This is a genomic window from Hyunsoonleella jejuensis, from assembly GCF_900111025.1.
Lineage (GTDB): Bacteria > Bacteroidota > Bacteroidia > Flavobacteriales > Flavobacteriaceae > Jejuia > Jejuia jejuensis.
The window spans coordinates 154,935-171,320 of record NZ_FOFN01000003.1; the positions used below are offsets into that span (position 1 = coordinate 154,935).

A 16,386-nucleotide genomic window follows, 5' to 3' on the forward strand; every position below is an offset into this window, starting at 1 on the left:
ATGAAACAATTTATTTTAGTCTGTATTATAGCTTTTGCATTTATGTCATGTGAAAAGAAATCGGATACACAAACTCTATATCTAGCACACACTTTGCCTCAAGGACACCCTGTTCATAAGGGTATTTTAGAGTTTAAGAAAGCACTAAAGGAAAAGTCTGGTGGTAAAATGAATGTTAAGATATTTCCCGATGGGCAGTTAGGTTCAGAGCGTGAAGTTCTTGAACTTCTGCAAATCGGAAGTGTAGCTATTACTAAAGTTAGTGCGGCTACGCTATCTAATTTTGTGCCTGAATATCATGTGTTGGGGATACCTTATTTGTTTAGAGATAAACAACATCAGTTTGATGTTTTAGAAGGCGAAGTGGGAAAATCTATTTTAGAAAAAGGAAGTAAATTTTGGTTAAGAGGGTTAGGGTATTATGATGCAGGGAGCAGAAGCTTTTATACATCTAACAAAGCAATAAGAACTCCAGAAGATTTAAAAGGCTTAAAGATTAGAGTAATGAATAATCAAATGGCTATTAATATGGTGAATGCTATGGGAGGATCGGCAACTCCAATGGCCTACGGAGAATTATACACCGCTATACAACAAGGCGTGGTGGATGGTGCAGAGAATAACCCGCCTTCTTTCGTGTCATCAAATCATTATGAAGTTAGTAAGTATTATACCTTGGATCAACATTCTTCCGTACCCGATGTTTTGTTAATTGGAACCAAATATTGGGATAAACTTACAGAAGAGGAGAAGCAATGGGTTCAAGAAGCTATGGACGAATCTGTGCAAGCTCAAAAAAGGTTCTGGAATGAATCTGTGGAAGAATCTATGGCAATAGCAAAAAAAGCAGGTGTAGAGATAATCATACCTGATAAATCATTATTTCAAGAACAATCAAAATCTGTTTTAGAATCCTTTATGGAAGAGCATCCAGAAATGATTGATTTGATTAATAGAATCAAAAATCAATAATTATGAAAATAGCAGATATTATTTTTAATAAAGCCTGTAGAATCATGGAGATTTTCTTGGTTTTTATTTTTGGGCTTTTGGTTATTGATGTTTTGGGGCAAGTATTTTCCAGATACATTTTAAATACTTCATTTGCGTTTACTGAAGAATTAGCGCGCTTTTCTTTAATATGGATGTCAATTTTAGGCGCAGCGTATTTAAACGCCAAACGCCTGCATTTATCAATGGATTTTTTGTATCAAAAATTCTCTCCTAAAACTAGAATAAAAGTGTTGATTTTTATTGAAATATGTGTTTTTGCGTTTGCACTAATTGTTATGGTTATAGGAGGGTTTAACCTTGTTTATACAACCTTGCATTTAGGTCAGCTATCTGGAACACTTCGTATTCCTTTAGGATATATTTATATCATTTTACCCATAAGTGGATTATTGATTATGTGGTTCTCAGTATATCACATGTTTAAAATAAAAGCTAACGAAATAACCGAATAATCATGAGTATAGAAGTAATTAGTATTATTGTATTATTTGCAAGTTTTTTCACGCTGTTAATGCTTAAAGTTCCAGTAGCGTATAGTATTGGCATATCAACAACCATAAGTTTATTGTTGAATATTGATAAAATGCCAGGATTAACTACAATAGCCCAACGAATGACAACAGGGATTGATAGTTTCGCATTGTTGGCGATACCATTTTTTGTATTGGCTGGAGAAATTATGAAACGTGGAGGTATAGCAAATCGACTCATAAATTTTGCAAAGTCTTTAGTAGCAAGTTTACCCGGAGGACTAGCGTATGTAAATGTATTAGCTTCGATGTTATTCGGAGCTATATCTGGTTCTGCAATTGCCGCAACATCTGCCATTGGGAGTATCATGACTGATAGAATGGAGGAAGAAGGCTATCCAAGAGAATTTTGTGCTTCTGTTAATATCACATCATCTACAACGGGGTTATTAATTCCACCAAGTAATATTTTAATCGTTTACGCTTTAGCAAGTGGCGGTGCTGCTTCCGTTGCGGCATTATTTATTGCGGGGTATTTACCAGGTATTTTACTAGGAATTGCTATTATGGGTTATATAGCATTTGTGGCCATAACTAGAAAATTTGCTAAAGGAAGTCGTGTGCCATTATCATTAATTTGGACATATTTTAGAAAAGCATTTTTTAGTCTCTTATTGTTAGTTATTGTAGTAGGAGGTATAGTAGCAGGTATTTTTACCGCTACTGAAGCGTCAGCTATAGCGGTCTTATATGCTGCAGTTTTAGCCTTGGTTTATGGCGATATAACTACTAAAGATTTTCCAGATATTTTATTAACAAGTGCAAAAACGACTGCTGTTGTGATGTTTTTAATATGTACATCTATGGCAATGTCTTGGTTGTTTTCTTTTGAGGGTATCCCAGAGCTAATTAGTGGGTTTTTGTTGGAGCAATTCAGTAATAAAATCGTAATATTTCTAGTGATTAATTTGGTGTTATTAATTATAGGAACCTTTATGGATATGACGCCTGCAGTATTAATATTTACACCTATTTTTTTACCGGTTGTAGTTGCTTTGGGTATGCATCCAGTACATTTTGGCATCGTTTTAGTACTAAATTTATGTATTGGTTTATGTACGCCACCAGTAGGGACGATTTTATTCGTTGGTAGTGGAATCGCCAATGTTTCAGTATCGCAAGTTGTAAAACCATTATTACCATTTTTACTAATTATGGTGCTTGTTCTATTACTTATAACCTATATTCCAGAGATTTCTATGTATTTACCAAGATTATTTGATTTGTAATCTGAAATACTTAGCCGTAGAATGCTCTTTAAGGAATCTTTGTAATTTTAAATATACCGCATTAACATGTCTAATAGATCAGAAGTTTTATTAATGATTGTATTGACAATTCTATTTTTTACCTCTTGTAATAAATTAGAAATAGATGCGGCAGAGCGTAGCAAGGAAAATATAAATAAGGGTTGGCTCTATTTAGAAAATAACACTTCGGATATTAATGAGGCTTTAAAACAAGATAATTGGCAAAGTATCAATTTGCCTCATACTTGGAACGCTTTGGATGCTACGGATATTACTCCAGGTTATAGACGAACTGGGAGTTGGTATAAAAAAGAATTAGAAATTTCAACAATTGTAGCCAATCAAATTTATCAACTGTACTTTGAAGGTGTAAATATTACAAGTGAAGTCTATGTTAACGGTTCAAAAGTTGGGGGACATATTGGAGGCTATATAGGTTTTAATGTAGATATCACCGATGCTATTTCTACTGGAACTAATGAAATATTGGTAAGGGTTGACAATAGTTACAATCCAGAAGTAATACCATCCCAAAAAAGTGATTTTTTTATTTTCGGAGGTATAACAAGGGATGTTTGGTTAGAAACATTTCCCATACGACACTTGGCTAATTTAAAAATTACCACACCTAATATTTCAAAAGAAAATGCCAATTTAAATGCTACTTTCGAAATCATCAATTCCGATGATATAGCTTCGGTGAAAGCAATTTTATTGGATTCAAATGGAACAGAAATTCAATCACAAACAAAAGAGTTCGCTAATTCTGATTTAGAATTTAGCTTCAACGAATTAAAAGATATTGAGTTATGGGATACCGAAAATCCGAATCTTTACACGTTTAAATTACAGTTATTGCAAAATGAGAAAGTACTTGACGAAATTTCAGAACAAGTAGGGTTTCGTTGGTTCGAGTTTAAGGATTATGGGGCATTTTATTTAAATGGCAAACGCTTGCTGCTAAGAGGAACGCATAGGCACGAGGAACACGCTGGTGTTGGTGCGGCTATGAGTAATGAACAGCATAGAGCAGATATGGAACTCATAAAAGAAATGGGGGCTAATTTTGTACGTTTAGCACACTATCCTCAAGATCCTGAGATTTATAAGGCTTGTGATGAACTTGGTTTATTGGTTTGGGACGAACTTCCATGGTGCCGTGGTGGTTTAGGTAATGATATTTGGAAAACTAATACCAAAACTATGCTTAAAGAAATTATTGAACAGAATTACAATCATCCCAGTATAATCTTATGGTCTCTAGGAAATGAAATTTATTGGTTGCCAGATTTTGAAGGTGGAGATAACCCTGAAAAAATTAACGCATTTTTAAAAGAGTTTCATGATTACGCACATGAATTAGACCCAACAAGGAAAACGGCCATTAGAAAGTATTATGAGGGCGCCGATATTGTGGATGTGTTTTCGCCTTCCATTTGGTCAGGATGGTATTCAGGCAGCTATAAAAGTTACCAAAAAGCTATAGATCAATATAAAAAGGAATACCCACATTTTTTACATGCAGAATATGGAGGGTCAAGCCATTTAGGAAGACATACAGAAAATCCAATAACTGGTGAGGGCAAAATTCAATCTGATGGATGGGAGGAAGCTATAGTTCAAACCGATGTGGCTAACATAGCCCAAATAGGAGATTGGAGTGAAAATTACATAGTGGATTTATTCGATTGGCATTTGCGTATCTCAGAGAGCGATTCCACATTTGTTGGTAACATACAATGGGCATTTAAAGATTTTGGCACACCATTACGTCCAGAAAATGCCATCCCATATATGAATCAGAAAGGCTTGGTAGATAGAACAGGAAAACCTAAAGATGCTTTTTATGTTTTTAAGAGTTACTGGAGTGATAAGCCATTTACTTATATTGAGTCGCATACTTGGACTGAGCGTCAAGGTCCTAAAGGTAAATCTCGAGAATTAAGCGTTTATAGTAATTGCCCTGAGGTGGAATTGTTTTTAAATGGAACAAGTTTAGGAACTAAAAAGCGAAATACTTTAAAATTTCCTGCAGCTGGTTTAAATTGGAATTTGAATTTTTATGAAGGAGAAAACACATTAAAAGCCATAGGTAAGACGAAAGAGGGTAATGAAGTTGAAGATGTACTTACTGTGAATTATAGATATGTAAAAAACGGAAAGGCAAGAGCTTTAAAACTAGAATATGAAGAGTTAGATAACGGTAATTATCTAATCACAGCTACAGCTATAGACAGCAAAGGACTTAGATGTTTAGATTATGAAAAAAGGGTCTACTTCCAATGTTTAAGTGGAGGAGAAGCAATAGTTAGTCAAGGTACACCTAGAGGTAGTGAAATTATTGAAATGGCTAATGGTCAAGCCTCAATTGAAGTAAAACGATATTCTAAATCAGAGTTGCTACAAGTTATGGTACTCAATCAAAGCTTCAAAGGGACATATTTAAATATAGATTAGCTGAATGAAATTAAAGTATATATACCATTTATGTTTTTTTTTGAGCCTCTCTTGTTCAAATCAACCATCAGATGTTGAATTTGTTCAAAATCAAGTAGAAGAAAAGGTTATAAAAGAGGCAGAATATTTTTTAAAACTAGAGCCAATTACTATCACAGCAGATGTTTCAACAAGAAGTGCTGGTACAATAAATGATTTTTATTCCGAAGGTGATTATTGGTGGCCCAACCCAAAATATCCAGATAGTGCATATATAAGAAAGGACGGGTTGTCAAACCCAGATAATTTTGTGGCACATAGAAAATCTATGATAAGGTTTAGTCAAATTTCGGGAGCCTTAGCTTCAGCCTATCTTATAAATAAAGAGAACAAGTATCTTCGCCACCTTTTTAAGCATTTAAATGCATGGTTCGTTGATGAATCTACAAAAATGAATCCACATCTTTTATATGCCCAAGCAATAAAAGGAAGGGTAACAGGGAGAGGTATCGGAATTATAGATACTATTCATTTAATAGAAGTTGCACTAGCATTTAAGGTTTTGGAAGATTCTGGGTTGTATTCTTCAAAAGAAGTAAGTGCTATAAAAGTTTGGTTTTCCCAATATTTAAAATGGCTAACGACTCATAAATATGGCATTAAGGAGAGAGACAATGGCAACAATCATAGTACATGTTGGGCATTGCAGGTAGCAGCTTTTGCTCAACTTGTTGATAACCAAGAACAGATTGATTTTTGTAAGACGTTATTTAAGGAAAAACTTTTACCAGAACAAATGGCGGTAAATGGGAGTTTTCCAAAAGAGTTAGCGCGCACCAAGCCCTATGGATATTCCATTTTTAACTTAGATGCTATGTGCAGTTTAGCTCAAATTTTATCTACAAAAAACGATAATTTATTTTTTTACGCCACTTATGATGATAAGAGTTTAAAGCGTGGATTAGAATTCTTGTACCCTTACCTTGAAGATAAAAGTAAATGGCCTTATAACAAGGATGTTATGTATTGGGAAGATTGGCCAACAAAACACCCGGCTCTCATTTTTGGTGGGTTTGCTTTAAATAACCAAGAGTATTTATTTCTTTGGCAGAAATTATCAGAAATTCCAAATAAAGCAGAAATACTTCGTAATATGCCTGTAAGATATCCGTTATTGTGGATTAAGAAATAACCGTTAAATTTAAGTATTTTAAATGTAATTAAATGTGGCGATAGTTAAGGTATAGGTGTTTATCCAAACCGGTAATATTTGGAATAAAAGAAATTATAAAATGATATTAAAACAAAGATTAATTATATGCTGTCTTTTCATGGCAACAGAATTAATTTTCTCCCAAAATTCTTCGTTACAAGGGAAATGGGAAACAATTAGTTCTTCAAATTCACCTATTTCTCGGCATGAAAACAGTTTTGTGCGTGTAAAGCATAAATTTTATTTGCTTGGTGGCCGCGGAATTAAACCAGTTTCAATTTATAATACAAAAACAAATACCTGGAGTGAAGGCGCAAAGCCTCCGATAGAAATTCATCACTTTCAAGCAGTAGCTTACAAAGGCAATATTTATGTTTTTGGAGCTATGACTGGCAAATATCCTTATGAAATTCCGTTGTCAAATGTTTTAATTTATAATCCAAAAAAAGATACTTGGGTTGAGGGCTTAGAAATCCCAAAAGAAAGACGTAGAGGTTCAGCAGGAGTAGTTATAAGTACGGATAGAGCATATATAATTAGTGGTATTGTAGATGGACATAATAGCACTCATGTTCCTTGGCTAGACGTTTACAACTTTAAATCAAAAAAATGGGAAGTTCTAAAGGACGCTCCAAGATCAAGAGATCATTTTCATGCGGTTACTAAAAATAATAAAATTTATGCCGTTGGAGGACGAAACTCTTCTTACGCAACAAAGCAAACATTTCATTTAACAATTCCTGAAGTTGATGTTTACAATATCAAATCAAATAGTTGGTCTACCTTACCTGAGACAAGCAATGTTAAAACACCTCGAGCTGGAGCATCCTGTGCTATTCTTGGAGATGATTTGGTTTTGATTGGAGGAGAAAGTATGTTGCAAAAAGAAGCGCACAATCAGGTTGATGCCTATAATTTAGAAACCAAAACATGGAGAAAGCTTGCCAATTTAAATAAAGGCAGACATGGGTCTCAAGCCATTGTTTATAAAAATAGTATTTATATAGTAGCAGGTAGTGGTAATAGAGGAGGTAGACCAGAATTAAATTCTATGGAAAAATTTATAATAGAATAATCAATTAGAAAGCTGTGAACTAAAAATTCCCATAAGATATATCAGCATAGTACAGGATGTTATGTATTATTTAAAAACTTAACCTTGCTCATTAAAAATAATTTCATGAAGCTTAAAAAATTAATTTGTTTCGTAGTATTAATACTTTCCTTCGCAGTAGTTCATTCACAACAAAAGAATGTTAATATTTTAGTATTTTCAAAAACAGGAGCTTTTCGTCATAAATCGATACCTACAGGTATTAAATTCATGACGGAATTAGCAAGCAAAAATAACTGGAGAGTTAGTTTTTCAGAAGACTCAAACGACTTTACCAATACCAATCTAGATCAATTTAACGTACTGGTTTTTTTAAATACCTCAGGAGATATTTTTAACGAAAATCAAAAACAAGCATTGCAACATTACATGGCAAATGGTAATGGATTTGTTGGAATTCACGCAGCTTCAGATACTGAAAAGGAATGGCCTTGGTTTACTAAAATGATTGGAGCGACTTTTAAGAACCATCCTAAAGTCCAGAATGCAACACTAAATATTGAAAAATCAAGTGGTCATCCTGCTATTAATCATTTAAAGGAGACCGAAGTATTTAAGGATGAATGGTATAATTTTTTAAAGCCAGTTGATAAACATGTAAACGTTTTAGCTTCATTGGATGAAGATTCTTATGAAGGTAAAAAAATGAACACAAAAAACCATCCAATTACGTGGTTTCATTATTATGACGGCGGAAGAGTTTTTTATACGGGGATGGGGCATGTAGATGAAGCTTACAGCGACCCAAGATTCGAAAAAATGATTCATGGTGCCATACTTTGGGCCGCTAATTTGAAAGATATAAAATCACCATCATCAAAAAAGTGGACTAATCTTTTTGAAGAAGATTTACACAAAAATTGGGACGTGTTTATTGGCGCCCCCCATGCCACGGTAAGAGATTTGGATAATGTTGATCCGAACAGCGATGGCAAAAACGCAACACCCTTAGGATTAAATAATGATCCAAAAAATGTATTCACTTATAAAGAAGAAAATGGAGAAAATTTACTTCATATTTCAGGGGAAATTTATGGCGCCCTAACCTCAAAGCAAGCCTATGAAAATTACCATTTAAAATTGCAGTTTAAATGGGGAGAAAAGGTTTGGGAACCAAGATTATTAAGAAAACGGGATAGTGGTATTTTATACCATTGCCATGGCTCACAAACGGCTTTTTGGAACGTATGGATGGCTTCACAGGAGTTTCAGGTTCAAGAAACTGATATTGGGGATTATTATGGACTGGTAGATGTTTTAATAGATATCCCTTCGGAAAAAAAAGAAGGAGAAAAAGAATTTAATTATTTGAAAAAGGGTACTTTAAATCCATTTTCTGCTGTACAGAGGTTTCCTCCAAATCATTGCAACAAAGACTCAGATAATGAAAACCCACATGGCGAATGGAATACACTTGAATTAATTTGCTTTGAAGGTACCAGTTTACACATTGTAAATGGAAAAGTGGTTATGGCATTATATAACTCCAAATACCAAAACCCAGATAAAGAAATTGTTCCCCTTACCAAAGGACGCATTCAAATACAATCAGAAGCAGCGGAGGTTTATTATAAAAATGTGCAAATTAAATCTATAAACAAGATTCCTAATAAGTTTATCAAACAAACAAAATAAATTAGGCATACACAAACACTTTCTTAGTGTAAATAGGGTGTAATAAAAAGAATATTTTAAAAATAGATAGTTTGGATAACTATAAATATCTATATTTGCAAACCAGAACAGAACAGAATGGTTTTATGAGCATAAATTTTAGCATTAATATTGATAGTGAAGTGCCAAAGTATCAGCAATTGGTGAACGCTATAAACAATGAGCTTGCTAATAATAAACTCACAAGTGGTGATGCATTACCTTCTGTGAATTATATGTGCACTACATATCAGCTATCTAGAGATACTGTTTTTAAATCTTATTCTATCCTTAAGGAGCAAGGTGTAGTTCAATCAGTTCCCAATAAGGGTTATTATATTGCAAATAATACCAGAAAAGTACTTTTAGTTTTAGATACATTTAAAGCTTATAAAGAGGTTGTCTATCATTCTTTTGTAGGTAATTTGCCTGATAACATTATTACCGATGTGCAATTTCATCATTATAACATTGATAATTTTAAAACGATATTAAACAATAGTAAAGGCAAGTACTATAAGTATGTGGTTATGACATTTAATCATGATGATGTTCCTTTGGTAATATCAGATATTGATGACGAAAAATTATTACTTATAGATTGGAGCATACATTCTAATTCCAGTAATAATTATGTATTTCAAGATTTTGGAAAGGCTTTTTTTGAAGCTTTGAAGCCAGCAAATAAAGTTTTTAGAAAATATAAAAAATTAGTTTTTCTATATCCCACTTTTACCTATCACCCAGAGGAAACTGTTGTATACTTTAGAAAATATTGCGGATTATTTCATTTTGATTATGAAATAATAACAAACCCCAAAGCATTTAAAGTAGAAAAAGATGTCGCATATATCTCAACTAGCGATAGAATGTTAGGTCAATTTTTAGAACAATGTAAAACAGAAAATTTAGAGCCTGGTGTCGATGTAGGGTTTCTGTCCTATAATGAAACACCAACTAAAAAATTTATATATAAAGGAATTTCGGTTATTTCAACAGATTTTGAAGCATTAGGAACTAAAGCTGCAGAATTTGTAACTCAAAATAAGCCGATGCAGTATTATGTACCTACAAAATTGATAATTAGAGACTCATTATAAATGAATTATTATTTAGGATTAGATATAGGAAGTTCATCTATTAAAGCCGCACTGGTAGAAATAGAAACAGGTAAAAGCTTAGGCGTTGTGCAAGAGCCAAAAGAAGAAATGGGAATGTACGCGGCAAAAAATGGATGGGCAGAACAAAGCCCTGAAGATTGGTGGCTACATATATGTAACGCCATAAAGGCTTTAAAAAAGAAGTTTGACGTAAGTAGAACTCAAATAAAAGGAATTGGTATTTCTTACCAAATGCATGGGTTAGTTTTGGTTGATAAAGAAGGTAAACCATTGCGCAAGAGTATCATTTGGTGCGACAGTAGAGCTGTAGAAATTGGTAATTCGGCATTTAACAACATCGGAAACGATAAATGCGCATCGCAACTTTTAAACTCTCCAGCCAACTTTACCGCTTCAAAATTAAAATGGGTAAAAGATAACGAACCAGATATTTACAAAGAGATCTATAAATTCATGTTACCTGGAGACTATGTAGCATATAAATTTTCAAATACCATAAACAGTACTATTTCTGGATTGTCAGAAGGTATATTCTGGGATTTTAAAAATGATAATGTGGCCGATTTTCTTTTGGAGCATTACGGCATAGATGAAGCTTTGGTTCCAGATATCGTAGATACATTTGGGGTACAGTCCATAGTAGATAAAAATGGAGAAGCTGAAAGCGGTATTGCGGCAGGAACGCCTATTTATTATAGGGCAGGGGATCAGCCAAACAACGCCTTATCATTAAACGTATTCAATCCAGGAGAAGTTGCAGCAACAGGAGGAACCTCAGGAGTAGTGTATGCTGTTACCGATAGTTTGTCTGCCAAAGAAAGTTCTAGGGTAAATAATTTTGCACATGTAAATTATCAAAAAGGTGCAGACCCAAGAATTGGCAAATTATTATGTGTAAATGGTGCAGGTATTCAGTACCGTTGGTTACTCAATAATTTAGCAGTAGGCTCTTATGAAGAGATGAATACGTTGGCATCAGATATTCCAGTAGGATCAGATGGTGTTTGTCTAATTCCTTTTGGGAATGGTGCAGAGCGCATGCTAAATAACAAAGAAATAGGTACACGAATAGTTAATGTGAATTTAAACAATCATCATAAAGGCCACATGTGCAGAGCGGCACTAGAAGGTATTGCGTTTTCATTCGTTTACGGTATGGAAATCATGAAATCAGATGATATTAAGCCTAGCGTAATTCGGGCTGGAAACGATAATCTATTCCGTTCAGAGATATTCGCAAATACTGTAGCTACGTTAATTGAACAAGAAATAGAAATTTATAACACAACAGGGGCCATAGGTGCGGCCCGAGCTGCAGATTTGCACAAAGGTGATTTTGAAGGTTTCGGAAAAGTTATTATGGATAACGACCACGTCATGACATTTATGCCCTTTAAAGACAAAAAACCTTATTTGGAAGCTTATAAAAACTGGAAAAAAGAATTAGAACTGATTTTAAATAAATAATATTTGGGCGTTACCACAAGGGTCGGGCTTTACATTCCAATCTTTTTGATCGTGCCTCACAAAAAGGATTTTCTCTGCAATCCCTAACGCAAAGCAGAACTAAAACAAAAAAACGCTTAAACAAATACACAAATACACATTTTATTATGGCAACTAAAGAGTACTTTAAAGGAATAGGAAAAATCAATTTTGAAGGAAAAGAATCAGATAATCCATTAGCATTTAAATATTATAATCCAGATCAAGTAGTGGCTGGAAAAACCATGAAGGAATGGTTTAAGTTCTCAATTGCATATTGGCACACGTTCTGTGGTCAAGGGAGCGATCCATTTGGACCAGGAACTCAAAACTTTGCTTGGGACCAATCTTCCGACCCTATTCAAGCGGCGAAAGATAAAGCCGATGCTGCTTTCGAATTTATAGGTAAAATGGGCTTTGATTATTTCTGTTTTCACGATTTCGATTTAATACAGGAAGGCGCAACTTTTGCAGAATCGGAAGAGCGTTTGGCAACTATTACAGACTATATCAAGGGAAAACAAGCAGAAAGCGGTGTTAAATTATTGTGGGGAACTGCTAATTGTTTTTCTAATCCACGTTATATGAATGGTGCTTCAACCAATCCAGATTTTGATGTAGTGGCTAGAGCAGGAGGACAAATTAAATTGGCGTTAGATGCTACAATCAAATTAGGTGGTGAGAACTATGTATTTTGGGGTGGTCGTGAAGGTTACATGTCCTTATTGAATACAGACATGGGACGTGAGCTAGACCATATGGGACAGTTTTTAGCAATGTGTAGAGATTATGCACGTAGCCAAGGATTTAAAGGAAATTTCTTTATTGAGCCAAAACCTATGGAACCATCAAAACACCAGTATGATTTTGATACAGCAACAGCGATAGGGTTCTTGAAAGAATACGGGTTAGATAAAGATTTCAAAATAAATATTGAGGTAAACCACGCTACGTTAGCACAACACACATTTCAACATGAAATTGAAACGGCCGCAAAAGCTGGAATGTTAGGAAGTTTAGATGCCAATAGAGGTGATTATCAAAATGGATGGGATACAGATCAGTTCCCAAATAATATTCAAGAAACAACCGAAGCCATGTTAGTGTTCTTAAAAGCTGGAGGCTTGCAAGGAGGTGGTGTTAATTTTGATGCCAAAATCAGAAGAAATTCAACCGATTTAGACGATGTATTCCACGCACACATTGGTGGTGCAGATACTTTTGCTCGTGCTTTATTAATTGCAGATAAAATCATAACTTCATCGCCTTATGAAAAATTAAGAAAAGAACGTTACAGTTCGTTCGATTCAGGAAAAGGAAAAGAATTTGAAGATGGAAAATTAACTTTAGAGGATCTGTATAAAATTGCCCAAGAAAATGGAGAACTTCAACTAAGAAGCGGTAAGCAAGAGTTGTTCGAGAATATTATCAACCAATACATATAATAACTAACTAAAATAAGAGTATTATGGGAAAATCAGCCAATTCAAAGTATTTAATAAAACTCACATTAGTGGCTACCCTCGGGGGCTTGTTGTTTGGGTACGACACGGGTGTAATTTCGGGGACCGTGGGTTCATTAGAAAGTTTTTTTGTACTACCAAAAGGTCTTTCAGAAACTGCGGCAAATGCATTTAAGGGGTTTTTAGTAGCTAGTGCTTTGATAGGTTGTATCGTTGGAGGTCTAATAGGGGGGATAGTAAGTAAAACATTAGGCAGAAAAAAAGGATTGATTCTTGCGGCTATATTATTTTTAGTCTCAGCTTTGGGTTCTGCAATGCCAGAAATGTTTATCGCACCCATAGGTGAATTAGACCATACATTTTCAACCATTTTTATTATTTATAGAATACTAGGAGGTATAGGTGTTGGTTTGGCTTCCATGTTGTCACCCCTTTACATTGCGGAAATTGCTCCTGCGGAAAGTAGGGGTAAATTGGTGTCATTCAATCAATTGGCTATTGTTGGCGGTTTTATGGTGGTGTATTTTGTAAATTATTTTATTTCGAGAAGTGGCGGTTCAGATGAGTGGTTGAATGCTGTTGGATGGAGATGGATGTTCGCTTCAGAAGTGATACCAGCAGGATTATTCTTAGCACTATTGTTTTTTGTGCCAGACACTCCTCGTTCTTTAATGCTAAGAAATAAACCGGAACAGGCTTTAGGAGTGCTGACGAAAGTTAATGGAAAAGAACGTGCGTTAGCAATACTGGATGAGATAAAAGCTTCAATGGTACAACATTCTGGAAAGCTTTTATCTTTCGGCTGGACGGTTATTATTATAGGAATTGCATTGTCTGTTTTCCAACAATTTGTAGGCATAAATGTGGTACTATATTACGCGCCTGAAATTTTTAAATCTATTGATCCAAATACTGATGGTGCGTTATTGTTGACCATTATAGTGGGGATTGTGAATTTTTTATTTACGATAATAGCTATCAAGACTGTAGATAAATTTGGTAGAAAGCCTTTGATGATTATAGGTGCCTTAGGTATGTGTGTGGCAATGCTTTCCTTAGGTTTTGTGTTCTTCTCAGGAGCAACTGGTTATTTAGCGCTAGCATGTATGATGTTGTATGTAGCAAGTTTTGCGATGAGTTGGGGGCCAGTTACTTGGGTATTGCTTTCAGAAATATTCCCAAATAAAATTCGAGGACGTGCAATGGCAATAGCTGTTGCTGCTCAATGGGTGTCCAATTACCTCGTGTCATTAACCTTTCCAATGATGGACGATAACTCCTACCTCACTGAGCAATTCAATCATGGTTTTGCTTATTGGGTTTATGGTATAATGTCGCTTATAGCTGTTTGGTTCGTATGGAGATTTGTTCCAGAAACTAAAGGGAAAACTCTGGAAGAGATGGAAGGTCTTTGGGAAAAATAAGCTATTTTTAAAGCAAATACTATGTATATCATTGAACATACTAGCTCCACCGCCAAGAATCTTAATTATATTGAAATTCAAAATAAAGAAAAAGAGTCATATGCTAAGATCTATCTAGATTTGGGTGGAAGTTTACAGGAGTTAGTTCTAAAGAATCAAACTGTTATAAAGGAGATAACTAATCTGAGTTATACCGATACATATGCTTCATCAATTTTGTTTCCATTTGCTAATAGAATAAAAGATGGTAAGTATGAGTTTAAAGGTAAAACATATCAATTTGACATCAACGAGAAAACATTAAATAATGCCATTCACGGATTGGTATATAATAAAACTTTTGAAGTTGTAGATAAAAAAACAACCGAAACCTATGCCTCTGTAAAACTAGTATATCATGAAGAAAAAATATCTAATGGCTTTCCTTATACATATGCCATTTATTTAGAATATATTTTAGGGCAAAGGACATTAGATGTAAAGATTAAAATAGAAAATACGGATTCAAAAACCTTCCCCTTCACCATAGGTTGGCATCCTTATTTTTTTAGTAAAGATTTATTTAATAGTTCAATAGTTTTTGATTCCAATTTAAAAGTCAAACTAGATAATCGCAATATAACAGATATAATTGTATCTAATAAAGAAGGAAATGGCTTTACCGTAAATAATCGTGATTTGGATGATTGTTTTGTTTTGGATTCTAACAAAGTTTTATTCACCACACCAAATTATAATTTAACATTAAAATCTTCTGAAAAAGATAATTTCCTGCAACTATATACACCACCAGTAGAAAATATTATCGCCATAGAACCAACTACAGGAGTATCAGACAGCTTTAATAATGGTTTAGGTTTGAAGGAGCTTGAGCCCAATGATATTTATAGTGTTAGTTGGAATCTTGAAATCGATGATTTTTAAATCAGAAAGATTATTATAACATTAAAAAGATAGAATTTAAAAAAGAATATAAATTTAAAGAATATGAAATTTTTTATAGATACAGCAAACCTCAATGACATTAAAGAAGCACAAGCTTTGGGAGTTTTAGACGGTGTAACCACAAACCCATCTTTGATGGCAAAAGAAGGTATTACCGGAACCGATAATATATTAGCACATTACAAAAAGATATGTGACATTGTAGATGGAGATGTAAGTGCAGAGGTAATTTCAACCGATTTTGAAGGAATGGTTAAGGAAGGTGAAGCTTTGGCAGCGTTGCATCCTCAAATTGTAGTAAAGTTACCAATGATTGCAGATGGCGTAAAAGCTTGTAAATATTTTTCTGATAAAGGTATAAAAACCAATGTTACCTTGGTGTTTTCACCTGGTCAAGCATTATTGGCAGCTAAAGCAGGAGCTACTTATATGTCGCCATTTTTAGGACGTTTGGATGATATTTCAACTGATGGCTTACAGCTTATAGCTGAAATTAGGCAGATTTATGATAACTACGGCTTTGAAACACAAATTTTATCAGCTTCCGTTAGAAATACCATGCACGTTATCAATTGCGCAAAAATTGGTTCGGACGTTATGACTGGGCCTTTGTCATCAATAATGGGCTTATTAAAGCACCCATTGACTGATATTGGTTTAGCTAAGTTTTTAGAAGATTACAAAAAAGGAAATTAGTAGTTGATAGTTATTCCTTTCAAAGTATATTTGTTGAAAAGC

Annotated in this window: 13 protein-coding genes; all 13 read left to right on the forward strand. The window is 34.2% G+C overall.

Going from position 1 to position 16,386, the window contains the following annotated elements:
- The 13 genes from BMY39_RS10815 to fsa all read left to right on the forward strand — a co-directional run bounded on the left by BMY39_RS10815 (position 1) and on the right by fsa (position 16,344).
- Positions 1-972 carry a TRAP transporter substrate-binding protein gene (locus BMY39_RS10815; protein WP_245738263.1) on the forward strand — a complete coding sequence of 324 codons (972 nt, stop codon included), beginning with the start codon at positions 1-3 and terminating at the stop codon, positions 970-972.
- 2 nt (positions 973-974) lie between these two features.
- Entirely contained in the window at positions 975-1,466 is a 492-nt protein-coding gene (locus BMY39_RS10820) for a TRAP transporter small permease (protein ID WP_092579519.1), read from the forward strand.
- A gap of 2 nt (positions 1,467-1,468) precedes the next feature.
- Complete coding sequence (locus BMY39_RS10825; RefSeq protein WP_177176587.1) at positions 1,469-2,773, forward strand: TRAP transporter large permease; 1,305 nt, start codon at positions 1,469-1,471, stop codon at positions 2,771-2,773.
- A gap of 66 nt (positions 2,774-2,839) precedes the next feature.
- Positions 2,840-5,251, forward strand: a complete 2,412-nt coding sequence (locus tag BMY39_RS10830; protein ID WP_245738265.1) for a glycoside hydrolase family 2 protein — start codon at positions 2,840-2,842, stop codon at positions 5,249-5,251.
- Between the two features lie 4 nt (positions 5,252-5,255).
- Positions 5,256-6,422 (forward strand): alginate lyase family protein, encoded by a 1,167-nt coding sequence (locus BMY39_RS10835; RefSeq protein ID WP_092579521.1) that lies wholly within the window; start codon positions 5,256-5,258, stop codon positions 6,420-6,422.
- A 139-nt stretch (positions 6,423-6,561) separates the two neighbouring features.
- A complete protein-coding gene (locus BMY39_RS10840) occupies positions 6,562-7,518 on the forward strand; it encodes a Kelch repeat-containing protein (RefSeq protein ID WP_092579523.1) in 957 nt (318 codons plus the stop codon).
- 105 nt (positions 7,519-7,623) lie between these two features.
- Positions 7,624-9,192, forward strand: a complete 1,569-nt coding sequence (locus BMY39_RS10845) for a ThuA domain-containing protein (RefSeq protein WP_092579525.1) — start codon at positions 7,624-7,626, stop codon at positions 9,190-9,192.
- 125 nt (positions 9,193-9,317) lie between these two features.
- On the forward strand, positions 9,318-10,310 hold the full coding sequence (locus tag BMY39_RS10850) for a GntR family transcriptional regulator (protein WP_092579527.1): 993 nt from the start codon (positions 9,318-9,320) through the stop codon (positions 10,308-10,310).
- The gene (locus BMY39_RS10855; protein WP_092579529.1) at positions 10,311-11,798 is read left to right on the forward strand and encodes a xylulokinase; all 1,488 of its coding nucleotides are present in this window, start codon (positions 10,311-10,313) and stop codon (positions 11,796-11,798) included.
- Between the two features lie 146 nt (positions 11,799-11,944).
- Positions 11,945-13,261, forward strand: a complete 1,317-nt coding sequence (gene xylA, locus BMY39_RS10860; RefSeq protein WP_092579531.1) for a xylose isomerase — start codon at positions 11,945-11,947, stop codon at positions 13,259-13,261.
- A gap of 23 nt (positions 13,262-13,284) precedes the next feature.
- Positions 13,285-14,703: a D-xylose transporter XylE gene (gene xylE, locus BMY39_RS10865; RefSeq protein ID WP_092579533.1), complete on the forward strand. Its 1,419-nt coding sequence runs from the start codon at positions 13,285-13,287 to the stop codon at positions 14,701-14,703.
- Between the two features lie 21 nt (positions 14,704-14,724).
- Positions 14,725-15,627: an aldose 1-epimerase gene (locus BMY39_RS10870; protein ID WP_092579535.1), complete on the forward strand. Its 903-nt coding sequence runs from the start codon at positions 14,725-14,727 to the stop codon at positions 15,625-15,627.
- A gap of 63 nt (positions 15,628-15,690) precedes the next feature.
- Positions 15,691-16,344, forward strand: coding sequence for a fructose-6-phosphate aldolase (gene fsa / locus BMY39_RS10875; protein WP_092579537.1), 654 nt, complete (start codon positions 15,691-15,693; stop codon positions 16,342-16,344).
- Positions 16,345-16,386 lie beyond the last annotated feature (42 nt).